Origin of the sequence: Sphingomonas sp., assembly GCF_026460985.1 — a bacterium.
Classification (GTDB): domain Bacteria; phylum Pseudomonadota; class Alphaproteobacteria; order Sphingomonadales; family Sphingomonadaceae; genus Sphingomonas.
Genome location: NZ_JAPKNM010000026.1, coordinates 1 through 24,927, shown reverse-complemented (window position 1 = coordinate 24,927; position 24,927 = coordinate 1). Strand labels below are relative to the sequence as shown.

17 protein-coding genes are annotated in these 24,927 nt (G+C 66.6%); 9 read left to right on the top strand and 8 right to left on the bottom strand.

Annotated features, from left to right (window positions below):
- Positions 1–61: 61 nt before the first annotated feature.
- From MT490_RS05330 to MT490_RS05295, 8 genes are read right to left on the bottom strand one after another with little or no spacing between them, the layout of a single operon-like run.
- Positions 62–1,738 (bottom strand): GMC family oxidoreductase, encoded by a 1,677-nt coding sequence (locus MT490_RS05330; RefSeq protein WP_297384923.1) that lies wholly within the window; start codon positions 1,736–1,738, stop codon positions 62–64.
- A gap of 21 nt (positions 1,739–1,759) precedes the next feature.
- On the bottom strand, positions 1,760–2,599 hold the full coding sequence (locus MT490_RS05325; protein ID WP_297384922.1) for a sugar phosphate isomerase/epimerase: 840 nt from the start codon (positions 2,597–2,599) through the stop codon (positions 1,760–1,762).
- The gene (locus MT490_RS05320) at positions 2,596–3,156 is read right to left on the bottom strand and encodes a gluconate 2-dehydrogenase subunit 3 family protein (protein WP_297384920.1); all 561 of its coding nucleotides are present in this window, start codon (positions 3,154–3,156) and stop codon (positions 2,596–2,598) included. The genes MT490_RS05325 and MT490_RS05320 overlap by 4 nt, the downstream gene beginning before the upstream one ends.
- Positions 3,153–3,980: a DUF1080 domain-containing protein gene (locus MT490_RS05315; RefSeq protein ID WP_297384918.1), complete on the bottom strand. Its 828-nt coding sequence runs from the start codon at positions 3,978–3,980 to the stop codon at positions 3,153–3,155. The genes MT490_RS05320 and MT490_RS05315 overlap by 4 nt, the downstream gene beginning before the upstream one ends.
- Positions 3,981–3,991: 11 nt before the next feature.
- Positions 3,992–4,900, bottom strand: coding sequence for a TIM barrel protein (locus MT490_RS05310; RefSeq protein WP_297384916.1), 909 nt, complete (start codon positions 4,898–4,900; stop codon positions 3,992–3,994).
- Positions 4,897–6,198, bottom strand: coding sequence for an MFS transporter (locus MT490_RS05305; RefSeq protein ID WP_297384914.1), 1,302 nt, complete (start codon positions 6,196–6,198; stop codon positions 4,897–4,899). Before MT490_RS05305 ends, MT490_RS05310 begins: the two co-directional genes overlap by 4 nt.
- 49 nt (positions 6,199–6,247) lie before the next feature.
- Positions 6,248–7,291: a sugar phosphate isomerase/epimerase gene (locus MT490_RS05300; protein ID WP_297384912.1), complete on the bottom strand. Its 1,044-nt coding sequence runs from the start codon at positions 7,289–7,291 to the stop codon at positions 6,248–6,250.
- Positions 7,292–7,316: 25 nt separating this feature from the next.
- Positions 7,317–7,646 carry a c-type cytochrome gene (locus MT490_RS05295; RefSeq protein WP_297384984.1) on the bottom strand — a complete coding sequence of 110 codons (330 nt, stop codon included), beginning with the start codon at positions 7,644–7,646 and terminating at the stop codon, positions 7,317–7,319.
- Between MT490_RS05295 and MT490_RS05290 the strand changes: the two genes are divergently transcribed.
- From MT490_RS05290 to MT490_RS05250, 9 genes are all read left to right on the top strand, one after another.
- Positions 7,546–7,749 (top strand): hypothetical protein, encoded by a 204-nt coding sequence (locus MT490_RS05290; RefSeq protein ID WP_297384985.1) that lies wholly within the window; start codon positions 7,546–7,548, stop codon positions 7,747–7,749. The two genes, MT490_RS05295 and MT490_RS05290, sit on opposite strands and share 101 nt — an antisense overlap.
- A 59-nt stretch (positions 7,750–7,808) precedes the next feature.
- Positions 7,809–9,002: a Gfo/Idh/MocA family oxidoreductase gene (locus tag MT490_RS05285; RefSeq protein ID WP_297384910.1), complete on the top strand. Its 1,194-nt coding sequence runs from the start codon at positions 7,809–7,811 to the stop codon at positions 9,000–9,002.
- 387 nt (positions 9,003–9,389) lie between these two features.
- On the top strand, positions 9,390–11,759 hold the full coding sequence (locus tag MT490_RS05280; RefSeq protein ID WP_297384908.1) for a GH92 family glycosyl hydrolase: 2,370 nt from the start codon (positions 9,390–9,392) through the stop codon (positions 11,757–11,759).
- A 10-nt stretch (positions 11,760–11,769) separates the two neighbouring features.
- Complete coding sequence (locus tag MT490_RS05275) at positions 11,770–13,734, top strand: sugar-binding domain-containing protein (RefSeq protein ID WP_297384906.1); 1,965 nt, start codon at positions 11,770–11,772, stop codon at positions 13,732–13,734.
- A 199-nt stretch (positions 13,735–13,933) separates the two neighbouring features.
- Complete coding sequence (locus MT490_RS05270; protein WP_297384905.1) at positions 13,934–17,017, top strand: TonB-dependent receptor; 3,084 nt, start codon at positions 13,934–13,936, stop codon at positions 17,015–17,017.
- 136 nt (positions 17,018–17,153) lie between these two features.
- Positions 17,154–18,209, top strand: a complete 1,056-nt coding sequence (locus tag MT490_RS05265; RefSeq protein ID WP_297384903.1) for a glycoside hydrolase family 43 protein — start codon at positions 17,154–17,156, stop codon at positions 18,207–18,209.
- Positions 18,210–18,647: 438 nt separating this feature from the next.
- The gene (locus tag MT490_RS05260; protein WP_297384983.1) at positions 18,648–20,924 is read left to right on the top strand and encodes a GH92 family glycosyl hydrolase; all 2,277 of its coding nucleotides are present in this window, start codon (positions 18,648–18,650) and stop codon (positions 20,922–20,924) included.
- Complete coding sequence (locus tag MT490_RS05255) at positions 20,921–22,333, top strand: glycoside hydrolase family 125 protein (RefSeq protein WP_297384901.1); 1,413 nt, start codon at positions 20,921–20,923, stop codon at positions 22,331–22,333. The genes MT490_RS05260 and MT490_RS05255 overlap by 4 nt, the downstream gene beginning before the upstream one ends.
- A 193-nt stretch (positions 22,334–22,526) precedes the next feature.
- Complete coding sequence (locus tag MT490_RS05250) at positions 22,527–24,851, top strand: GH92 family glycosyl hydrolase (RefSeq protein ID WP_297384899.1); 2,325 nt, start codon at positions 22,527–22,529, stop codon at positions 24,849–24,851.
- Positions 24,852–24,927 lie beyond the last annotated feature (76 nt).

Genomic DNA, 24,927 nt, shown 5'->3' with positions numbered 1-24,927 from the left:
CGCTTTGGAGATGGGCCCCCGCTTTCGCGGGGGTGACGGGTTTTGAACAGGCGCCCGTCTCCTAGATCACCCCCGCCTTCAGCTGCTTGACCGCATGATCGGCCGCGCGCGCGGTGAAGGCCATGAAGGTGAGCGACGGGTTCACGCAGGAGATCGAGGCCATCTGCGCACCGTCGGTGACGAAGAGGTTGGCCGCGTCGTGCGCCTGGCTCCACTTGTTGAGCACCGACTGGCGCGGGTCCGCACCCATGCGCGCGCCGCCCATTTCGTGGATGGCATCGCCGGGAACGTGCTCGCCGTGATAGCTCGTCACGTTGAGCAGGCCCGCCGCCTTGAGCATCTTCTCGCCCTCGGTCACCGCATCGTTCATCATCTTGATCTCGTTGTCGCGGAAGGTGACGTCGAAGCGCATCAGCGGGATGCCGAACCGGTCGACCTTGTCGGGGTGCAGGCTGACGCGGTTGTCCTCATAGGGCAGGCATTCGCCGAACGCGCCCATGCCGAACTTCCAGCCGCCATATTGGCGCATGCCGTGCTTCATCGATGCGCCGAAGCCTTGCGGATAGGCGGGGTCGCGCCGTGCGCCGCCCTGATAGCCATAGCCGCGCTTGAAGCCCACGCCCTCCTCGCCGCCGACATTGCGGAAGCGCGGAACATAGACTCCGCCCGGCCGCCGGCCATATTCGATATATTCGGTCATGCCCGGGATGTCGCCCGAGACGCCGACGCGGAAGATATGGTCCATCACATAGCGGCCGAGCGTGCCGCTGGTGTCGAAATGGCTCTTGCCGGTCCCGGGGATCCGCGAGTTCATCAGGATCTGGGTCGATGCCATCGCCGAGGCGCAGAGGAAGACGAGGCGCGCGGGGATCACCTCGGCCTGGCGGGTCTTGGTGTCGACCACGCGGACGCCGGTGACCTTCTTGGTCTTGGGGTCATATTCGAGGTTGGAGACGACCGCGTCGGAACGCAAGGTCAGCCGGCCCGTGGCGCGCGCGGCGGGCAGGGTGACCGCCTGGGTCGAGAAATAGGCGCCGAACGAGCAGCCGCGCCCGCACTGCGCGCGGAACTGGCACTTGGAGCGCCCCTGCGCCTCCTTGTCCTCGGTCATGTTGGACATGCGGCAGTTGATCAGCTTGCGCCCGGGCGACGTCGTCTCGAGCCGTTCCTTCACCCACTTCTCGGCGATGTTCATCGGGATCGGCGGCTGGAACTGGCTGTCGGGCAGCTGCGGCAGGTTCTCGCGGCTGCCCGAGATGCCGGCATATTTCTCGACATAATCGTACCAGGGCGCGAGGTCGTCGTAGCGGATCGGCCAGTCGATCCCGACATTCTCGCGCTTGTTCACCTCGAAATCTTCAGGCGACCAGCGGAAGCTCCAGCGGCCCCAGATCAGCGACTTGCCGCCGACCGCGCCCGGGCGGATCCAGTAGAATTTCTCGCCCTCGCCATAGGCATAGGGGTTGAGCCGGTCGTTGTTGTAGAACTTCCGGGTCGCCGGCGAGACATAGCCATATTTCGCGATGAAATAATCGCTGTCGAGCAGCCCCTTGGGCATCATGTCGCGGGCGGGGATCTCGAAAGCGGGCTTGCCGTCGAAATCATAATCCTCGCCATGCTCGACCATCACCCCGCGGTCGAGCACCAGGACCTTGAGGCCCTTCTCGGTCAATTCCTTCGCCGCCCATCCGCCGCTCACTCCGGAGCCGATGACGATCGCATCGAACATGTCGGCCATCTCTATGATCCTCGAATAAAGTTACGCGTGCAGACGGCTGAGCGTCGCGAAGCTGGTCTGGATGTCGGGAAGATACGGCGCGGGCGACTGATCGTTCTCGACGTAGAAATGCTTCACGCCGGCGGTGCCGTTGAGCGCGAAGATGTCGGCGAAGTTCACCACGCCCTTGCCGACGCTGGTCATCTTGCCGTCGGCGGTGCGATCCTTGACGTGATAGGCATAGATCCGCCCCGGCAGGCGCTTGATGATCGCCTTGGGATCCTCGCCCGCGGCGATCGCCCAGAACAAGTCGAGCTCGATCTTGACCAGGGCCGGATCGGCATCGGCGATCAGCGTGTCGAACAGGCTGGTGCCGCCCGGCTTCACGGTGAACTCGAAATCATGGTTGTGATAGGCGAAGCCGATGCCCGCCTTCTTCAACTGCTCGGCATAGTGGTTGAAGTTGGCGACCGCCGCCTTCCAGGCCTCGGCATTGCGGTGGGCGTCGCCCATGTAGGGCACGACGATCGTGTCGGCGCCCAGCGTCTTGGCCATCTTCACCGCGCCGTCGAAATCGCCGCCGAGCGCCTCGTAGCCGACATGGATCGAGGGCGACTTGAGCCCCAGCCGGTCCATCGTCTTGCGGAGCGCGGCATGGTCCATCTTGTCGTAGCCGCCGCCGCCGAACTCGACTTCGCGATAGCCGATCCCCGCCACCTTCTCGAGCGTGCCCATCGGGTCCTTCGAGAAGAGCTCGCGCACCGTGTAGAGCTGGAGGCCGATGGGCTTGCGCTTGCTACCCTTGGCCAACAGCGGGCCCGCCGCCAGCGTCGTCGCGAATGCGGCGCCGCCCGCGATCCATTGCCGTCGGTTGATCATCATGACGAGAAGACCTTGTTGACCTGGGAATAGGGATAGGCGCCGTCATACCGGCCCGGGACGGGCAGATATTCGCGCTCCTGGGTGATGCCGACCTCCGAGGTGAAATAGCCGGTGATCACGAGCTGGCGGAACTTCTCGAAGAAGTCCTTTCCGCCGGGAAACTTGTCTTCCATCGCCAGCGTGAGCAACGCGTCCTGCTGCGCGGGTGTCGCCTTGGCGGCGGCGATCTTGTAGTCGGCCTGGGCACGCGCCTCGATCGCGTCGAGGCCGGCGAGGATCGGCTTGCGATCGTCGGGGCCCGCCCAGTCGGCGAGCAGCTTCTCGATGAAGGCGGGCACGCCCGCGGCGATGGCGCCCGGCGTGTCGGTGGTCGGCATCACGCGCTCGCTGAGCGCGGTCATCAGCGCGCGCTGCTCGGCGGTGAATACCGGGGCGCTCGGCGGGCCGTCGCTGATCGGGGTCGCTTGCGCCTTGGCTGCGCGGGCGATCGGCGCGAACAAAGCGGTGCCGAACATCGCGACCATGCCCGCAAGGGCGTCTCTGCGATCGATGATCATTTCACTATACCCTCAAAGTCGTAGCTCGCCGCCGCTTCGGGCAGCGGGCGTACCCAGATGTTGCGGAACGAAACCGGTGAGTTGTGATCCTGGAGCTGGATCGGCGCGGCATCGCCATGCGCCTGATAGGTGCCGAGCTTGCGCCAGATCGTGCCGCCCAGCCAGGGCTGGCGGTTCTGCACCAGCACGCCGTTCAGGAAGGCAGTGATATAGGCGGGGCGCAGCAACTTGCCGTCGGGCCCGAAATGCGGACGCTCGAAGACGATGTCGTAGCTCTGCCACTCGCCGGGCTTGCGCGACGGGTTCACCAAGGGTGGCTTCCAGCCGTAGATCGCGCCGACGGTGCCGTCGGCATAGGTCGGGTTCTGATAGCCGTCGAGGATCTGGATCTCGTAGCGCTGCATGAACCAGATGCCGCTGTTGCCGCGGTCCTGCGAGCTCTTGGTCGGCGGGTTGGGCGAGCGGAACTCGAGATGGAGCTGGACGTCGCCGAAGCTCTGCTTGCTGACCAGCGCGTTCTCGCCGCCGCCGCCCGCGCGCGGCACCGAAGTCGCCGCGCCGTCCTTGACCGTCCACGGCGTCGCCTGGGGCTGCCAGGCGTCGAGCGACGTGCCGTCGAACAGCACCACCGCGTCCGAAGGCGGTGCCCCCGGCGTCGCGGCCGGCGTCACCACCATCGGGTAGGGCCGGTCGGCGTCGTGGACCTTCCACTTGCCGTCGGGCAATGTCGGCGTGTCCCTGAAGCCGGGCTTCTCCTGCGCGGTGGCGGGATTTCCCGCTGCCACGACCACCGCCACCGCGGCGCCCCATGCGATACGCTTCACTCGTCCCTCCCTCATGCCGCGTCGATTGCGCGATAGGCGGCGACCAGCCGCTCCTCGCCCGCGCGACCCTCGATCGAATTGCCGTGCTCCATGCCGATCACGCCTGCGAACTTCTTCGCGCGCAGCCAGCGGACCACGTTCTGATAATTGACCTCGCCCGTGCCGGGCTCCTTCCGGCCGGGATTGTCGCCGAATTGGATATAGGCGATTTCGTTCCAGCAGATTTCCATCGTCTTGATCAGGTGACCCGCCTGGATCTGCTCGTGATAGAGGTCGGCGAGCACCTTCACCGCCGGGCTGTTCACGCCCCTGGCGACGGCGAAGCCCTGCGGGATGGTCTGCAGGAACACGCCCGGATGGTCCACGATCGTGTTGAGCGGCTCCATCACCATGACGAGGCCGTGCGGCTCTACGATCTCGGCGGCGCGGCGCATCGTATCGATGATGCGGCCGGTCTGGATCTCGACCGGCAGCCGGCGGTCGAGGAAGCCGGGGACGACCGTCATCCACTTGGCGTTCAATCGCTTGGCGACGTCGATCGAGGCGCGGATGTCGGCGAGGAATCCTTGGCGCTCGGCTTCGTCATTGCCACCCAGCAACGGCCGCATCTCCCCCCACCGGGGCATGCTCGCGACGAACACGCCCATGGTCATGTTCCGTTGCTGGAGCGCGCGCGCCATCGCGACCTGCTCCTCGACCGGACGGCCCGCCGCCTCATTGTCCTCCCAGGCAGTGAAGCCCTGGTCGGCGGCGAAGGCGATCTGCTCGAGTCGGTTGCCGCGGCTCTTGAAGCTGCCCTCGTGCGGCGCGAAGCCCAGCGAGAAGCGCGCGGCGTTCCGCGTCGGGGCCGCGCGCGCCATCGTCGCCGCGCCCGCGCCGACGGCGCTTGCGGCCAGCACGGAACGTCGGGTCAGCTTCACGCGACCTCACCCGCCAGCGCCGCGCGCGACTTGCCGCGCTCGCGCAGCCAGATGAAGCCGAACACCGCCAGCAGCACCACCGGCAGGATCGCCAGCCGCTGGAACGACACCGACGCCGCCGCGTCCTCGACCGCCAGCTTGGCCGCGCCGGCCAGCTGCGCGAACGCCTCGGGCCCGCCGGCGAACTCGATCTTGGCCTTGTCGAACATCGCGCCGAGCAGCGGCAGCACGAAGAAGCTGGCGAGCGCGCCCGCCGATCCGACCAGCCCCATCGCCCAGGAGCCGCCGCGCGGATAGCGCTCGGCGACCGAGGCGAGCATCGTCGGCCACATCACGCAGACGCCCAGCCCCCAGATCGTCGACGCGATCACCGCCGCCACCGGCGTCTGCGCCTGGCTCAGCATGAACAAGCCGATCGCGGCGAGCAGGCTCGATACCCAGAGCAGCCCGGGGTTCGAGATCTTGTTGGCGAGTCGGCCCGCGAAATGGCGGAACACGAACATCAGCGCGTTGACGTAGACGAGCAGCAGGATGCCGCGCATGCCGACGCGGTTGGTGAGGGCAACGTCGATCCACTGACCCGGTGCGAGCTCGGACGCGGCGGTGAGGAACATCGCGCCGAACCAGATGAAGAAGCTCGGGCGGCGGAACACTTCGCTCACCATCTCGCCGAAGCTGACGCCGCTCTCGGCGCGCAGCGGCGGCGGGAAGGTCGTGGTCGCGGCGATCGCCACGGTCGCGACCGCGGGGATCATCACCAGCGCCATGATGCCCTGCCAGGGCAGAGTCGCCGAGAGGAAGAAGCCGACGAGCCCGCCGACGATGATCCCGCCCGGGAACCAGGCGTGGAGCACGTTCAGCCGGTGGGTGGTGTCCTCAGGGTATAGCTGCGCGGTCAGCGGGTTGATCGCCGCTTCGGTCAGCCCCCAGCCGATGCCGCTGAGCAGCATGCCGAACCAGACGAGCGTGTAGACGGTCATGCCGGTCGCGAGATTGCCCGCGGTGACTATCAGCAGCGGGCCGAGGATGAAGCACAGGCCCGCGCCGAGCAGGCAGCGCTTCATGCCGATCTGGTCGAGGAAGGCGCTGGCGACGAACAGGGTGATCGCGAAGCTGAGGAACGCCGCGCCCAAAGCCGCGGCGAGCAGCTCGCCCGCCTGCAACGGCGCGATCGGATCGATCCACTCGGCCTTGAGCCCGCTGGCGATCGCCCCGCGGATCGCGAGGCTCGAGGCGGCGGTGAACAGGGCGAGCACGCCCAGCCAGAACAGCCTTGCCTTGTTGAATGTCGTGGCCATTTTCTGGCTCCCTCCCCTTATCGTTCTTGCCCGCCCGATCGTAATGTCGTCAGCTCAGCCCCAGCAGCTTGCGGTTGAGCCCCGGATCGCTGCCTCCGGCGAAATCGTCGAAAGCCTTGTCCGCCCGTCGGATCATGTGCGCCGCGATGAACGGCGCGCCTTCGCGCGCGCCGTCCTCGGGATGCTTCAAGCAGCATTCCCATTCGAGCACTGCCCAGCCTTCGTATCCGTACTGTGTCAGCTTCGAGAAAATTCCGCCGAAATCGACCTGACCGTCGCCGAGCGAACGGAAGCGGCCGGGTCGGTCGACCCAGTCCTGGAACCCGCCATAGACGCCCGAACGCCCGGTCGGATTGAGCTCCGCGTCCTTGACGTGGAACATCTTGATCCGCTCGTGATAGATGTCGATGAAGCTCAGATAGTCGAGCGCCTGCAGCACATAATGGCTGGGATCGTAGAGGATATTGGCGCGCGGGTGATTGTCCACGCCCGCCAGGAACCGCTCGAAAGTCACGCCGTCGTGCAGGTCCTCGCCGGGATGAATCTCGTAGGCGACATCGACGCCCTGTTCCTCGAACGCGTCGAGGATCGGCCGCCAGCGCTTCGCCAGTTCGCCGAACGCTTCCTCGACGAGTCCCGCGGGACGCTGCGGCCAGGGATAGAGATAGGGCCAGGCGAGCGCGCCCGAGAAGGTCGCGTGCGCGTTGAGCCCCAGCCGCCGGCTCGCCTTGGCTGCGAGGCGGAGCTGCTCGACCGCCCAGGCCTGGCGTTCGGCGGGCTTGCCGCGCAGCGCCTCGGGCGCGAATCCGTCGAACGCCACGTCATAGGCCGGATGCACCGCGACCAATTGGCCCTGGAGGTGTGTCGAAAGCTCGGTGATCTCGACGCCGGCCTCGCGGCAGGTGCCGGCGAGCTCGTCGCAATAATCCTGGCTCTCCGCCGCCTTGGCGAGGTCGATGCAGCGGCTGTCCCAGGTCGGAATCTGGACGCCGACATAGCCGGCTTCCGCCATCCAGCGCGCCGCCGAGGGCAGCGTGTCGAACGGCGCCGAGTCGCTCATGAACTGCGCGAGGAAGACTGCCGGACCCTTCATGCCAATCCTCCCCTCGATTCCACGCTCACTTCGACGTTTCGGCCTTGAGATAGGCGATCAGCGCGGCGCGCTTGGCGGGATCGGCGACCTTCATCACCATGCGCGTGCCCGGCACCTTCTGCGTCGGCGCAGTGAGGAATTGATCGAGCGTCTGCGCGTTCCAGACGATGTTCGATGCCTTGAGCGCCGGGGTGTAGGTATAGCCCGCAAGCGAGCCCGCCTTGCGCCCGAACAGGCCATGGAGATTCGGGCCCATGATGCTCTTGCCGCCCGCCGGAAGCGTATGGCACGCCTTGCAGGTGGCGAACGCAGCCGCGCCCGCGCTTTGGGCGGGAGGTGCGGCGACTGACGGCAACGCTGTCAGCGCTACCGCGCAGAATGTTGCCGCAACGGGCGGCAACATGATCAGAGATTTCATTATCCTCTCCGGTCTGGCAACGATCGGTTGCCTCATCTAGTCGGTTCGCGCCGCACCGCGCAACCATTTATCAGACTTAAATCGACGGAAGGAGAAGCGATGGACACGGGCACGCAGCCGAGAATACGCTACGGAATGGTGGGCGGCGGCGAGGGCGCGTTCATCGGCGCGGTCCATCGCATGGCGGCGGCGCTCGACGGGGAATATGCCCTGGTCTGCGGAGCGTTCAGCAGCGATGCCGGGCGTAATCGGCGCAGCGCCGAAGCGCTCGGCCTCGACTCCGCGCGCGCCTATCCCACGCTCGAGGAACTGCTCGCGGGCGAGGCCGCCTTGCCCGAAGACCAGCGGATGCAGGCGCTGGCGATCGTCACGCCGAATCACCTTCACGCCCCTGCGGCGATCGCCGCGCTCGATGCCGGCTTCCACGTCATGTCCGAAAAGCCGATGGCGCTGAACCTCGACGAGGCGCTGGCGATCGAGGCTGCGGTCGCGCGGAGCGGCAAGCTCTACGGCCTCACCTTCACCTATAGCGGCTATCCCTTGGTCGAGGAGGCGCGCGTGCGCGTCGCGCGCGGCGATTTCGGCGCGATCCGGCTGGTCCAGGCCGAATATTGGCAGGGTTGGCTCAGCCAGCCGATCGACCGCGACGGCCAGAAGCAGGCCGAATGGCGCACCGATCCCGCGCGTGCCGGGCTCGGCGGCTGCCTAGGGGATATCGGCACCCATGCCTTCCAGCTCGCCGAGCATGTCTCGGGCCTCGCGGTCGAGGCGCTCAGCGCCGATCTCACCATCCACGTCCCCGGCCGCCGCCTCGACGACGACGTCGCCGCGCTGCTGCGATTCGAGGGCGGCGCGCGCGGCGTGCTCAAGGCCACGCAGGTCGCCGCGGGCGAGGAGAACGGCCTCCGCCTGCGCGTCTATGGCGAGAAGGGCGGGCTCGAATGGTCGCAGATGGAGCCCAACACGCTGACCTTGCGCTGGCTGGACCGCCCCGCCGAGATCGTCCGAGCGGGCGGCCCCGGGCTCGATTCGCTGACGACCGCGCGGCTGCGGACCCCCTCGGGCCATCCCGAGGGCTATATCGAGGCCTTCGCCAATCTCTATCGCAGCTTCGGCAGCGCAGTGCGCGCGGGGGCGACGATTCCGCCGGCACAAGGCAAGGCCGACTGGTTCCCCGGCATCGCCGACGGCCTCAGGACGATGACCTTCGTCGAGGCGATGATCGAGAACAGCGCCGGCGCGGCGAAATGGACTTCGCTCGACAGCGTCCTGGCGGCGCGCCGAAGCGCCTGAGGGCTGCCCGTGTCCAGGGCGGACTGCGACGCGGACGCCCACCCCGGATAGGGGTGAGGCCTCATAGTCAAAACCCGTCACCCCCGCGAAAGCGGGGACCCATCTCCTACGGCATCCGCAAGCGCGCCGGTGCATTTGGCCACTCCCTCAGGAGATGGGCCCCCGCTTTCGCGGGGGTGACGATGATGGGAGCGAGCCTGTAGCCAAAACAATAGCTTAGTTGGAGGATTGCGCCCCGCAGCCCTCATCGCGACAATGCTCGACTCAATCAATTGACAAAATGATTTATTTAATTGAAGCTCCGAACCCTGACGATCGCGGCAGCGCCATGCCAAGCGATCGCGGCAAGAAGGAAGGGGCGTAAACGGCCCCGCTGGGAGAGGGTCGATGAGGGGATCGGATTTCCGCCCGCGCCGCAGGCTGCCCGTCGGCGCGGCACTCCTGCCGGCGGCGGCGTTCTGCCTGGCGCCGAGCGCGCCGGCCCTGGGTCAGAGCGTCGCGCGGAGCCAGCCGGTCGACGAGGCCAATCCCCTGGTCGGCACCGCGCCGCTCGATCGTCCCGAGCTGATCGGCAACGCGCCGCCCGCCGGCGAGCCGCTTTATTCGGGCCTGACTTCGCCCGGCGCGCGGCTCCCGCACAGCGCGGTCGAGGCGGCACCGGTCAATTCCAATGTCGAGCTGAGCTATCCTTGGGGCGTCGCGACGCCCTATTACTATACCAACCCGACGATGATCGGTTTCACCGGCGGCGGCGGGCCGAGCTATGGCGCGCGCGCCACGCCGATGCTGATGCCGATCGTCGGCAACTGGACGGTGCCGCCGGTCTATACCGAGGCCTATTACGACAAGGCGCAGGAGAAGGCGGCGCCGGGCTATTATTCGGTCTTCCTCGACACGTTCAAGACCAGGGTCGAGCTCACCGCCGCCCAGGCCACCGCGCTGATGCGCTTCACCTTCCCGGCCACCGAGCGCGCGCATGTGATCCTCAACCTGCAGGGCCGCGGCGGCAGCGTCGAGATCGTCGGCGACCGCACGGTGCGCGGCGTCGTCGCTGCTCACAACGACAACGAAGCGCGCGACGGCCGCTATTTCGTCGCGGAGTTCTCGAAGCCGTTCAAGCGCTTCGGCACCTTCCGCAAGGCACCGGGCAATGCGCGCGGCTACGGCATCGGCGACAAGGACGTCCAGCCGGGCACGCGCAGCATCGAGGGCGGCTTCGCGGGCGCCTATCTCGACTTCACGACGCAGGCGGACGAGGCGGTGCTGGTCAGGATCGCGCATGGCGCGAGCTACGAGGCGGCCGAGGCGCGGCTGCGCGCCGAGAGCCCGGGCTGGGACTTTGACGGCATGCGCGGCAAGGCGCGCGCGGCCTGGGCGGAGCTGCTGAACCGCGTGCAGGTGACCGGCGGTAGCCCCAGGCAGCGCATGATGTTCTATTCGACGCTGTTCCAGTCCTTCGCCAGCCCGCGGCTGGTCGCGCGCAAGGGCGAGGCGTTCACCGATGGCCACGGCAAGACCCAGGTCGCGAGCTATGACCGCTACGGCCCGGTGCCTTTCTGGGATACCGGGCGCAACCAGATCGTGCTGCTCGAGCTGATGGAGCCCGAGGCGGTCCGCGACATCATGCAGTCCGAGCTCGACATGGCGCGCGAGCGCGGGTTCATGAACAGCTCGTTCCACGGCGACAATGCCGTGTTCCTCTATCTCGGGGCGATGCGGCGCGGGATCGCGTTCGACTATGCGGCGGCGTACGAATTTCTCCGCAGGAACGCGGTCGATCCCAAGGGTCCGCGCGACTTCCTCGCCGAATATGACAGGCAAGGCTGGGTCTCCGACGAGATCCCCGCGGGCAATCCCAGCCCGCCTTATGCCGGCGGCAAGGCGGGCGCGGCCAAGACGCTCGAATATGCCTGGGACGATCATGCGATGGCCGAAATGGCCGATCGGCTCGGAAGGCGCGACGATGCGCGGCGCTTCCGCAAGCGCGCGGCCAACTGGCGCAACGTCTTCGATCCCTCGATCGGCTTCGTTCGCGGGCGCACCGCCGACGGCAAGTGGATCGCGCCCTTCGATCCGGCCGAGCCCTATTACAACTTCATGATGAAGGAGGCCTCGGGCTGGTCGACCCTGTGGCTGGTGCCGCACGACGTGCAGGGGCTGATCGATGCGCTCGGCGGCCGCGCCGCGTTCAACGCCAAGCTCGATGCATTCTTCTCGAAGCCCTACGATCCCAAGGGCATCTGCCGCGACTGCACCGGCATGATCGGCCAATACGTCCATGGCAACCAGCCCGACCAGCAGGCGCCGTTCCTCTATGCGTGGAGCGGCCAGCCGTGGAAGACGCAGGCGCTCACTCGCCGCATCCTCGCCGATCTCTATGGCAGCGACGCCGCCGGCTATGGCTATGCCGGGATGGACGATCAGGGCGCGACGTCGTCCTGGTATGCGATGGCTGCGCTCGGCTTCTATCCGGTCGATCCGTCGAGCGACGAATATATCCTCGGCAGCCCGATCTTCGATCGCTCGGTGCTTCGGATGGGCAACGGCAAGACGCTGGAAATCGTTGCGAAAAACAACTCGGCCAGGAACCTCTACATCCAGTCGGCCACGCTCGACGGCCGGCCCTGGACCAGGCCGTGGTTCCGCCATGCCGATATCGCCAACGGCGCGAAGCTGGTGCTCGTGATGGGGCCGAAGCCCAACCATGCCTGGGGCAGCGCCCTCGGCGATGCTCCGCCTTCCCTGTCGCGGCACTGAGGAGAGAGAAGTGAAGATCCTCCCCGCCCTCCTCCTTGCGCTCCTTCCCGCCACCGGTGCCGCGGCACAGCAGGCGCCCGCGGCTCCGGATGCCGTCTATACCGGCGCGATCACCACGCGCTGGGGAAAGGCGGTGACGCCCGAAAATGCCTGGCGCAGCTATCCGCGGCCGCAGCTCCAGCGCGACAAGTGGCTCAACCTCAACGGCCTGTGGGACTATGCCATCGCCAAGGCCGGCACGCCGCAGCCACAGGCGATGGACGGCAAGATCCTCGTGCCCTTCCCGGTGGAGTCGCGCCTGTCGGGCGTCGCCCGGAAAGTGCTGCCCGAGGACCGCATCTGGTATCGCCGCACTTTCGCCGTGCCCGCCGGCTGGGTGGGGCAGAATGTCAGGCTCAACTTCGGCGCGGTCGATTACGAGGCAATGGTCTGGGTCAACGGCGCGGTGGTCGGCGCACACAGGGGCGGATCGGACAGCTTCGGCTTCGACATCACCGCGGCGCTCAGGCCGGGCGCCAACGAGATCCTGGTGCAGGTCGTCGACCCGACCAGCGCCGGCAGCCAGCCGCGCGGCAAGCAGATCCTCGAGCCCGACGGCATCTGGTACACTGCGTCGAGCGGCATCTGGCAGACCGTGTGGCTAGAGCCGGTGCCCAGGCTCCACATCGCCGATGTCCGCGCGACGCCGAACATCGATACCGGCAGGGTCGAAGTCGACGTCGCGCTCAGCGCCTGGGCAAGCGACACCGACGCGGTGCGACTGAGCGTCAAGTCGGGCGGCAGGACGATCGCCTCGACCACCATCCGCGCCAACCGCCACGCCAGCATCGCGATCCCGGGCGCGCATCTCTGGTCGCCCGAGGATCCGTTCCTCTACGATCTCGTCGCCGAGCTGGTGACGGTGAAGGATCCCTGGGCCGGCAAGCCCGAGCGCGACCGCACGGCCTATGATTCGCGCTTCACCACCGGCGAGGCCGAGGCCTATGCCGCGGCGCAGGCGGTCGGGAGCCCGCGCGACACGGTCAAGGCCTATTTCGGGATGCGCAAGATCTCGGTCGGGCCGGGGACGGTCGCCGGCCAGCCGATGCTGCTGCTCAACAACAGGCCCTATTTCCAGAACGGCACGCTCGACCAGGGCTGGTGGCCCGACGGGCTGCTCACCCCGCCTTCGGAAGAGGCGATGCGCTACGACCTGGAGTTCCTGAAGAAGGCCGGGTTCAACATGGTCCGGAAACACATCAAGGTCGAGCCGGCGCGCTATTACTACGATGCCGACCGCATGGGCATGCTGGTCTGGCAGGACATGCCCTCGGGCGGCGGCGAGGACCAGTTCCTCGCCGGCACCAGCCAGAGTCAAGCGGTGCTCTCCTCCGACGTGATGAGCGACCAGCAGGCCGAGCTCTCGCAGATGATCGGCGATCTGCGTGCCTTCCCCTCGATCGTGCTCTGGGTGATCAACAACGAGGGCTGGGGCCAGTACGACTCGGCGACGCTCGCCCGTTTCGTGAAGGGCATGGACCCGAGCCGGCTGGTCGATGCCGACAGCGGGTGGCTCGACGTCGCGGCGCGCGATTCCGACATGCTCGACATCCATACCTATGAGGACGTGCCCAAGGTGCCGACCCGCCAGGCCGAGCGCGCGATCGTGATCGGCGAATATGGCGGGGTCGGGCGGCCGATCGAGGGGCATCTCTGGCGCGCGGGCAAGCGCAACTGGAGCTACCAGGTCGCCAGGGACGCCGACGACTATCTCGCGCGCTATCGGCGCAAGTTCGCGGAGATCGTCCGCCAGGCCAGGGTCCATGGGCTGAGCGCCGCGGTCTACACCCAGACCACTGACGTCGAGGGCGAGATCAACGGCCTGCTGACCTATGACCGCGCGGTCGCCAAGGCGCCGGCCGAGGCGTTCGCTCGAATGGCCAAGCCCTTGTGGGAATACGAGAAAAATACCGCCGCAACGCCCGCGGCGCCCTAGTCCGGACAGGATTTTCACGCCCGCGCGGCGGCCCGGCCAACGGGTCGTCGAGGGGGCAGAACGAACTGACCCGATCCAATTGACAAATTGTTTTTTATATTCAGGATTGGATCGTCGAGGTTGGTCGCGGCGCAGACCGCGGTGTCGACAATAAGCCGGAGGCGAAGACGTCCCGGCACATCTGGGAGGAGAGAGGGAAATGAAGGTTCACCGGATCGAGCGGTCTCGTGTCCATGCGCGCCAGCGCGTCGCACGCGACCTGATGCTGTCGGCCAGCGTGCTGGTCGCGATGTGCGGCACTGCGCATGCGCAGGATGCCCCCGCTAACCCGGATGCCGCAGCGGCGCAGGCCGACGCCGCCAGGGCACAGGCAGACGCCGCCGCGGCCCGCGCGGATGCCGCCGCCGCCCAGTCGGACGCGGCCCAGGCGCAGGACGAGGCGCAGGACATCGTCGTCACCGGCTATCGCCAGTCGATCGAGCAGAGCCTGTCGCAGAAGCGCGAGGCCAATGCGTTCGTCGACGTGATCACCGCCGAGGACGTCGGCAAGTTCCCGGACAAGAACGTCGCCGACGCGCTCCAGCGCGTGCCGGGCGTGATCATCGAGCGCGACGGCGGCGAAGGCAGCCGCGTCAGCATCCGCGGCCTTTCCTCGGACCTCACGCTCACGCAGCTCAACGGCAACTTCATCGCCTCCGCGGGCAACGATCCCTCGCGCTCGTTCGACTATCTGCTGCTGCCGGCGAACCTGATCGGCAGCGTCGAGGTGTTCAAGTCGCCCGAGGCGCGGCTCGACGAAGGCGGCGTCGGCGGCGTGATCATCAACCGCACCCGCAAGCCCTTCGACCTCCAGCCCTTCTCCGGCAACATCGCGGTCGAAGGCACCTATTCGGACGTGACGAAGAAGGTCGAGCCGCAGATCTCGGGCCTGCTCTCGTGGCGCAATGAGGACAAGACCTTCGGCGTGCTGCTCGGCGCGACCTATCAGGTGCGCACCAACCGCACGCTCGGCGCGAACACCGAGAGCTGGCACTGGTGGGCCGACGATTCGACCGCGACGCCGGCGACCGACATCAACGGCAACACCTATGCCAATGACGACGCGATCTCCTATTGGGACGGCGGTACGACGACCCGGAGCGGCACGCATTATGACGGCTATTGGGCGCCGCAGTCGGTCAACCAGTCGGTCCTGATCGGAAAGCGCAAGCGCCTCGGCATCCAGGCGACCGTGCAGGTCAGGCCCTTCGACAATCTCGAACTGACCGGGAACTATTTCCGCTTCCAGCTCAAGGGCAATCAAGTCAACAACGTGCTCAAGATCCCCGAATGGGGCTACGGCAACTTCTTCACCGACGCCCGCTTCGATCCGAGCGGGACCATCCTGCAGTCGGCCACCTTCGAGGTGCCGGCCGAAGGCACTCTCTGTCGTGCGAACGCCAATCCGTGCACGATGGAAACGCCGGCGATGCAGAGCTATTACGACCGCCAGCGCAGCGTCTCGAACACCTTCGACCTGCATGGCGACTGGAATGTCGGCCGCCTGAACGTGAACTTCGCGGTCGGCAAGACCAAGGCCTCGGGCGGCCCGTCGTTCCAGTTCTTCGTGCAGGCCAAGCCGCGCAAGGTCACCGGCGCCGGTGCCGCGGGCAACGTCAACGGCAATCTGCTCAGCCAGTGGAGCTTCACCGATCAGTCGGTGGACACGGCGTTCTCGCCGGAGCTGCAGCAGAATCTGATGAACGGCATCTCGCAGGTCGATCTCGGCTCGACCGGTTCGGGCTTCGGCAACAGCACGCTCGAGCAGAAATATGCCCAGATCGATCTGACGCGGAAGTTCGACAGCTTCATCGACTCGATCCAGGTCGGTGCCAAGTGGCGCGACGGGCGGATCCACCGCGAGACCGGCCGGTTCGAATGGTATTCGGACGCGGCCAACACGCGGCGCTATCAGGATACCGCCGGCGCTGCCGTCACCCAGCCGGACTTCTTCCTGAGCCAGCCGATCGGCAACATCGCCGGGGGTTTCAACACCACCGTGTTCCCGGCGTTCAACATGAACAATTATCTCGCCTATCTGAACGCGACCTATAACGGTCCGGTCCGCGTTCCGGAGCCGGAGAACCAGTACGACATCCGCGAGAAGATCTGGGCCGGATACGCCCAGCTCAACTTCAAGAGCGGGCCGGTGCGCGGCAATATCGGCCTGCGCGTTGCGAACACGAAGCAGTCGGGCGTCTCGACCGACGTCATCACCTACGAGAACGACTATTGCTTCAATGGCCCGGGCGGCCCCTTCGATCCGAACGTGCCGGTCGGCCCGGACGGCAACTGCCTCGTGATCCCGCGCGACGGCGATCCGGCGACCGGCACGCCGCCGCGCCAGGTGAAGGAGTTCAGCCCGAACAACGAGAGCAAGCAATATACCGACTGGCTGCCGAGCTTTAACATCTCGTGGGACGTCACCCCGAACCTGCTGGTCCGCGGCGCGGCGTCCAAGGTGATCGCACGCCCGGGCTATGGCGACCTCGCCGGAGCACGCTCGCTGACCTTCAACTCGGACGCGTTCGTCTTCGACCGTGCCCAGTTCGGCGCGCTGCCGGGCTGGTTCGGCGACGGCGGCAATTTCGATCTGAAGCCGTTCAACGCCTGGCAGTACGACCTCGGCCTCGAATGGTATTTCAGCCGCGGCTCGGTGATCGGCGCGAGCCTGTTCCGCAAGGACGTGAAGGACTTCATCGTCCCGCTCGTCCTCGACATCCAGTCCGAAGTCGCCGGCCAGCAAGTGACCGTGCAGCAATATTCGACGCAGGCGAACGGCTCCAAGGCGCGTTCGCAGGGCATCGAATTGTACGCCCAGCATACGCTGTCCTTCGGCCTCGGCGCGCAGGTGAACTTCACCTACAACGACACTTCGGTCGCCGACGTCACCTTGAACGGCACCAAGGTCGGCACCTCGCCGCTGGTCGGCAGCGCGAAGACGCAGATCAACGCGTCGGTGTTCTACGAGACGCCCAAGCTGCTGCTGCGCGCTTCGTACAATCGGCGCGGCGAGCAGGTCGGCGGGATCCAGTCGGGTCTCAACGTCTATTCCGATCCGTACGATCAGATCGACCTGAACGCCTCGTACAACTTCTTCGACAACCTGCAGCTGACGGCCTCGGTCATCAACCTGACCAAGTCCGAGCAGCGGGCCCATCTCGGCAACGACACCAAGGACCGGTTCGTCTCGAACTATTACTCGGGTCGCCGCGCCTATCTGGGCCTTTCGTACAAGTTCTGACGCGTCGGACCCGACGCGCACCTGAATGCCCCCCAAGGCACCTAGGAGGTGACCCGCTCCCCCCGGGTCACCTCCACCTTTGTGGGTTGGTGCGAAGCGCTCGACGCGGCAGAGTAAGGCAGGGAGAGCAAATGCCATGAAGCGATTGATCCGGACCGGCCTCACGGTGGCGGCGGCGCTGCTGGTGGCCGGCTCGGCGCCCGCGCCGAACCCGATCGTGCCGGGCTGGTATGCCGATCCGGAGATCCACGTCTTCGCCGGCCGCTACTGGATCTATCCGACCTATTCGGACCATGGCGCCACGCCGGACGTCTCGCCGCGCTTCAGCCCGGCGCAGGCCGAGCTGCGCAAGCAGAAGATGGTTCGTCCGTCCTACGGCATCCAGACCTTCTTCAACGCCTTCTCCTCGCCCGATCTCGTCCACTGGACCAAGCACGGACATGTGTTCGATGTGAAGAACGCCGCCTGGGCGGCCTTCGCGATCTGGGCGCCCTCGGTGATCGCGGCGAACGGCAAATATTACATGTTTTTCAGCGCCAATGACATCCAGAAGGATGGCGAACTCGGGGGGATCGGGCTGGCGGTGAGCGACAAGCCCGGCGGGCCGTTCAGGGACGCGATCGGCAAGCCGCTGATCGGCCAGTTCCACAACGGGGCGCAGCCGATCGATCCCTTCGCCTTCCGCGACAGGGACGGGCAGGTCTATCTTTATTATGGCGGCTGGCAGCACTGCAACGTCGTCCGGCTGGCCAAGGACCTCAAGTCGATCGTCCCGCACGCCGACGGTTCGCTGTTCAAGGAGATCACGCCCCCCGGCTATGTCGAGGGCTCGTTCATGATCGAGCGCAAGGGCGTCTATTACCTGATGTGGTCCGAGGGCGGCTGGACCGGCCCCGACTACAGCGTCGCCTATGCGATGGGGCCGAGCCCCACCGGTCCGTTCAGGTCGATGGGCAAGATCCTCCAACAGGATTTCCGCATCGCGCGCGGGGCGGGGCACCATTCGGTGGTCAACCTGCCCGGCACCGACCAATGGGTGATCGCCTATCACCGCCGACCGCTGAACGAGGAGCGCGGCGAGCGCCGCCAGCTCGCGCTCGACCGGATGCTCTTCAATGCCGACGGGACGATCAAGCCCGTGGTGATGACCAACGAAGGCGTGGCGCCGCATCCGATCGGGCGGGCGCGATGATGTCGCTTGGCGATATCGACATCCGTCAACCGAGACTCCCCTCCCTGCAAGGGAGGGGTAGGGGGTGGGTGCGAGCGAAGCGAGCCCTTCGAGCTGCCGGGATTGGAAGACAAGGCCGGGCATCGAGCCCGACCTTGTCTTACCCACCCCTAACCCCTCCCTTGCAGGGAGGGGAATTCGCGCGCCGCCGCGCCGATGATGCTGATGCGGACGAACATCCTCTCCGTCACCCCCGCGAAAGCGGGGGCCCATCTCGCGAAGCGTGCCGCACGCGGATCGGGCAGGAGATGGGTCCCCGCTTTCGCGGGGATGACGAAAATGGGCAATGACTTTGACAGGGTCTCGATCGGGCCGAAAAGAGGGGAAACTCCGTTGAACAAGCGTCTCGTAAACGCGCTGCGAAGCACCATCGCGCTGCTCGCCACCACCGGACTGTGCCTGCCCGGCACCGCGGCGCTCGCGCAGAGCGCGCAGCAGGAATCGCTGGTCGACCTCGCCAACCCCCTGATGGGCACCGATTCCAACTACGAGCTGTCCTACGGCAACACCTATCCGGCGGTCGCGGTGCCCTGGGGGATGAACTTCTGGACCCCGGTCACTGGCGAGATGGGCAATGGCTGGGGTTATACCTACGACGCCAACAAGATCAGCGGGATCAAGCAGACCCACCAGCCCAGCCCGTGGATGAACGACTATGCCGCGTTCGAGCTGATGGCGATGACCGGCCCGGTCCGCCTCAAGCAGAAGGAGCGCGCCTCGTGGTTCAGCCACAAGGCCGAGGAGAGCAAGGCCTATAAGTACAAGGTCTACCTCGCCGATCACGACGTCACCGCCGAAGTGGTGCCGACCAACCGCGCCGCGCAGTTCCGCTTCACCTTCCCCGAGAGCGACGACGCGCACATCCTGCTCGACGCCTATGACGAAGGCTCGATGGTGCAGGTCGATCCCGCGCGGCGGCGGATCACCGGCTATGTCCGCAACAACAGCGGCGGCGTGCCGGCCAATTTCCACAATTACTTCGTGCTCGAGTTCGACCACGACTTCGCCGTCTCGCGCACCTGGGACGAGAATTGGCAGCTCCACGCCGCGCCGAAGAGCGAAGGCGCGCATGTCGGCGCGGTGGTCAGCTTCAAGACGAAGAAGGGCGAGCAGGTCGGGGTCAAGGTCGCCTCGTCGTTCATCAGCCTCGAACAGGCCGAACGCAACCTCGCGACCGAGGTGGGGCGCGACAGCTTCGACCAGACCGAGGCCAAGGCCAAGGCGGCGTGGGAGAAGGAATTCTCGCGGATCAAGGTGAGCGACCCGGACATCGACAATCGTCGGACCTTCTATTCGGCGCTCTACCGGATGCTGCAATTCCCGCGCACCTTCCACGAGATCGACGCGCAGGGCCGGACGGTCCATTACAGCCCCTATGACGGCAAGGTGCATCCCGGGCCGATGTTCACCGACAACGGCTTCTGGGACACGTGGCGCGCGGTCTTCCCGTTCTTCGCGCTGATGTATCCCGAGCAGGACAGCCAGATCATGCAGGGTCTGGCGAACACCTACAGGGAATCGGGCTGGCTGCCCGAATGGGCGAGCCCGGGGCATCGCAACGTGATGATCGGCTCCAACTCGGCGATCCTCATCGCCGACGCCTATGCCAATGGCGTGCGCGGCTTCGACGTCGAGACTTTGTACGAAGCGATGGTCAAGAACGCGACGACCTCCGAGGGCCGCCCGCGCGACGCGCGCGGACGCGTGCTCACCGCGGTCGGCCGCGAAGGCGTCGAATATTACAACAGGCTCGGCTACGTCCCCTACGACGTCGGCATCAACGAGAGCGCGGCGCGCACGCTCGAATATGCCACCGCCGACTTCGCGCTCTCGCGGCTCGCCGGCATGCTCGGCAAGACCGCGGACGCCGAGAAATACGCTGCGCAGGCGCAGAACTACCGGAAGCTGTACGACAAGGAATCGGGCTGGATGCGCGGGCGCAACCAGGACGGCAGCTGGTCGACCCCGTTCAACCCGCTCAAATGGGGCGACGCCTTCACCGAGGGCAATTCGCTCCATTACAGCTGGTCGGTGATGCAGGACGTGCAGGGGCTCGCCGACCTGATGGGCGGCGACAAGGCGTTCGTCGACCGGCTGGACTCGATCTTCTCGACCCCGCCCTTGTTCGACGACAGCTATTACGGCCAGACGATCCACGAGATCCGCGAGATGCAGATCGTCAACATGGGCAACTACGCCCATGGCAACCAGCCGATCCAGCACATGATCTATCTCTACGACTGGGCCGGCGCGCCGTGGAAGACGCAGTTCCACGTCCGCGACGTGATGAAGAAGCTCTATTCCGCCGCGCCCGACGGCTATCCGGGCGACGAGGACAATGGCCAGACCTCGGCCTGGTACGTCTTCTCGGCCCTGGGCTTCTATCCGGTGACCCCGACGGTCGGCCAATATGCGATCGGCAGCCCGCTGTTCCGCAACGTCGAGCTCACCATGCCGAACGGCAAGACGCTGAAGATCGAGGCCGCCAACAACAGCCCGAAGAACGTCTACATCCAGTCGGTCAGCTTCAACGGCAGGAAGCACGACAAGACCTGGCTGACGCGCGAGGCGCTGCAGGCGGGCGGTACCTTGCGCTTCGTCATGGGCCCGACGCCCAACAAGCAATGGGGCGCCGACAAGGCCGCCGCGCCCTTCTCGATGAGTGCGGGTCGATGAACCGCCGCGAAGTGATCGCAGGTGCATTGGCGGCCGGGCTCCCCGGCGCGGCGTTTGCGCAGGCGCAAGTGAGCCAGCGTCCGCCCAGGGAAAGGCGCCGCTTCACCAGCAAGGCGGTCGAAGCCGAGATCGCGCGCGTAAAGGCCAGGATCGCCGATCCCGAGCTCGCCTGGCTGTTCGAGAATTGCTACCCGAACACGCTCGACACCACCGTCACCCTCGGCGAAATCGACGGCAAGCCCGACACCTTCGTCATCACCGGCGACATCGACGCGATGTGGCTGCGCGACAGCTCGGCGCAGCTCCAGACCTATGTCCATCTGACGCCGAAGGACGCCGATCTGCGCCGGCTGTTCCACGGTGCGTTCCAGCGTCAGGCGCGCTGCATCCTGATCGACCCCTTCGCCAATGCCTACACGCGCGATCCGGCCGCCAAGTCCAATCTCTCGGCGGTCAACGACAAGACCGAGATGCGCCCCGGCGTCGCCGAGCGGAAATGGGAGATCGACTCGCTTTGCTATCCGATGCGTCTCGCCCACGCTTATTGGACCGCGACGCGCGACAAGGCCCCGTTCGACGCGCTCTGGGCCAAGGGCATGGCGCTCGCGGTGGCGACGCTGCGCGATCAGCAGCGCAAGCACGGTCCGGGCGGCTATCGTTTCCAGCGCGTCGATCCGTCGCCGACCGAGACTTTGATGTTCGCCGGCTATGGCGCGCCGACCAGGAAGGTCGGGCTGATCCATTCGGGCTTCCGTCCCTCGGATGATGCCTGCGTCTTTCCGTTCCTGATTCCGTCGAACCTGTTCGCCGTCTCGGCGCTCAAGATGCTGGCGACCGTGCTGCGCGAGGCGCGCGGCGATGCGGCGGCGGCGCAGGACGCCGAGGCGCTCGCCGCCGAGGTCGCCCAGGCGCTCGACGCGCACGGCAAGATGCCCGACGGCAAGGGCGGCGAGGTCTGGGCGTTCGAAGTTGACGGCTATGGCAACGCCATCTTCATGGACGACGCCAATGTGCCGAGCCTGTCGGGCCTGCCCTTGCTCGGCGCGGCCGATCGCAAGGATCCGCTCTATCGCCGCACCGCCGCGCTCGCGTGGAGCCCGCGCAATCCCTATTTCTTCGCCGGCAAGGCCGGGGAGGGGATCGGCGGGCCGCATGTCGGCATGGACATGATCTGGCCGATGTCGTTGATCACCCGCGCGCTGATGAGCGACGATCCTGCGGTGATCCGCCAGTGCCTCCGCACGCTCAAGACCAGCCATGGCGGCACCGGCTTCATGCACGAGAGCTTCCACAAGGACGATCCGGCCAGGTTCACCCGCAGCTGGTTCGCCTGGGCCAACGGCCTGTTCGGCGACCTGATCCTCGACGTCGAAAAGCGCGCGCCCGCGCTGCTCGACCAGCGCCTCTGAAGGTGTCCAGTATCCGCTTCGATCCTCCCCGGAACGGGGAGGGGGACCGCGCCCGCAGGGCGTGGTGGAGGGGCCCCACCTCTCCACCGGCAATGTGGCTCGCGGATAAGGGGGACCCCTCCACCATCGCTGCGCGATGGTCCCCCTCTCCGTGCCGGGGAGGATTTAAGACGCTATCCCCAAGGAAAGTTTTATGATCGCCACCAACCGTCGCCAGCTTCTCGCAGGGGCGGGTCTGACTGCGCTCGCTTCGGCCGCGCCGGGCTTTTCGCGCGGGCAAGGGACGGCGGCCGCCACCAGGCCCGACCTCTTCATCGGCACCGGCGGCCACGGCCATACCTTCCCCGGCCCGTCGCTGCCCTTCGGCATGGTCCAGCTGGGTCCCGACACCGACAATAGCCGCTGGGACGCGTGCTCGGGCTATCACCGCACCGACGGCTCGATCATGGGCTTCTCGCACACCCATCTCTCGGGCACCGGGATCGGCGACATGCTCGACGTGCTGGTCGTGCCGACGCGCGGGCCGCTCGAGCTCGATCCGGGCAAGCTCGACGATCCCGACAAGGGCTATCGCCAGCGCTTCTCCGAGGAGCATGCCGAGCCCGGCTATTACCGGGTGAAGCTCGAATCCGGCGTCCTCGCCGAGCTGACAGTCACCGAGCGCACCGGCCTCCACCGCTATCATTTCCCCAAGGGGCCCGGTCACATCCTGATCGACTTCGCCCACATGATCCACGACGTGTGGGACAAGGGCATTATCGTCGACCAGGCCTCGCTCGCGATCGACGAGAGCGGTACGCTCACCGGCAGCCGCCGCGTGCATCGCTGGGCCAAGGGCCGGAACGTGCATTTCGCGCTCCAACTCTCGCGCCCGCCCAGCCGCGTCCAGTTCTTCGGCGACGACAACAAGCCCGCGCCGGCGGGCGCGAAGGGCGTCACCGGCAACAAGCTCAAAGTGGCGCTGTTCTTCGACGAGGCGGGCGGCGAGCCGATCCTGGTCAAGACCGGCATCTCGGCGGTCGACGTCGCCGGCGCCAAGGCCGCGCTCGCCGCCGAGGCGCCGGGCTGGGACTTCGACCGCGCCGCCACCGCCGCGCGCCGCGCCTGGGCGCAGGAACTCGACGCCGTCCGCGTCGAAGGCGGCACGCCCGACCAGCGCACGATCATGGCGAGCGCGCTCTACCATTGCTTCCTCGCGCCGACGCTCTTCACCGATTCCGACGGCCGCTTTGTCGGGATGGACCAGCAGGTGCATCAGGCGCCCGCCGACACGCCGGCGTTCAGCACCTATTCGCTATGGGACACCTATCGCGCGCTCCATCCGCTGCTGACGCTCGTCCAGCCCGAACGCGCCGCGATGTTCACCCGCGATCTGATCCGTCAGACCCGGCAGAGCCCCTATGGCCCGCCGGTCTGGCAGCTCCAGGGCGTCGAGACCGGCTGCATGATCGGCTGGCACTCGGTCTCCGTGCTCGCCGAGGCGAAGGCCAAGGGCATCGAGGCCGACTATGTCGCCGCCTGGCCCAATATCCGCCGCCGCGCCTTCGATCGCGACTATAAGGACAGCGATGGCTCGCTCGGCCGCGGATACTATTACGACCTGAACTACATCCCTGCCGACAAGATCTGGGAGTCGGTCAGCCGCACCCAGGAATATGCCTATGACGATTGGGCGATGGCGGTGCTCGCCGACGCCGCGGGGGCGAAGGAGGATGCGGCGGCGCTGCGCAAACGCAGCCGGAACTATCGCAACGTGCTCGATCCCGAGATCCGCTTCGCGCGCCCCAAATTCTCGGACGGCAGCTGGTGGGCGCCATACGATCCCGTCCAGATCGGCCACGACGTCAAGAAGCATCGCGACTATACCGAGGCGAATGGCTGGCAGGCGACCTTCCTCAATCAGCACGACGTCTACGGGTTGATCGCGCATTTCGGCGGCGACGCGGCGTTCGAGAAGCAGCTCGACGCATTGTTCAACGCGCCCTCGGTGCTTCCCGAAAACGCCCCGCCCGATATTTCGGGGCTGGTCGGCCAATATGCGCACGGCAACGAGCCCAACCACCATGTCGCCTATCTCTATGCCTATGCCGGCGCACCGTGGAAGACGCAGGCGATGATCCGCCGGCTGTGCACCGAGATGTACAAGGCCGATCCCGACGGCGAGATCGGCAACGACGATTGCGGCCAGATGAGCGCGTGGTTCGTGCTCAGTGCGCTGGGCTTCTATCCGGTCGATCCGGTGAGCGCGCTCTACGTGCTGGGCTCGCCCTTGTTCGATCGCGCCGAGATGCGGCTGGGGAAGGGCAGGACGCTGCGCGTGATCGCGAAGGGCAATGCGCCCGATGCGCCCTATGTCCAGTCGGTGCGCTGGAACGGCAGGCCCTGGACGAGGAACTGGATCAGCCATGCCGATCTCGCCAAGGGCGGCGAGCTGGAGTTCGTGATGGGGCGGGAGCCGTCGCGCTTCGGCGCGGCCAGGGCGGACCGCCCGCCCTCGTTCGGACGAACGCCGGCCTAGGGTCAGAACGCAATTAGGTTTTGGGCCAATACTTTGAGATCGCTGAATAACCCCTCTCCCTTGATGGGAGAGGGAG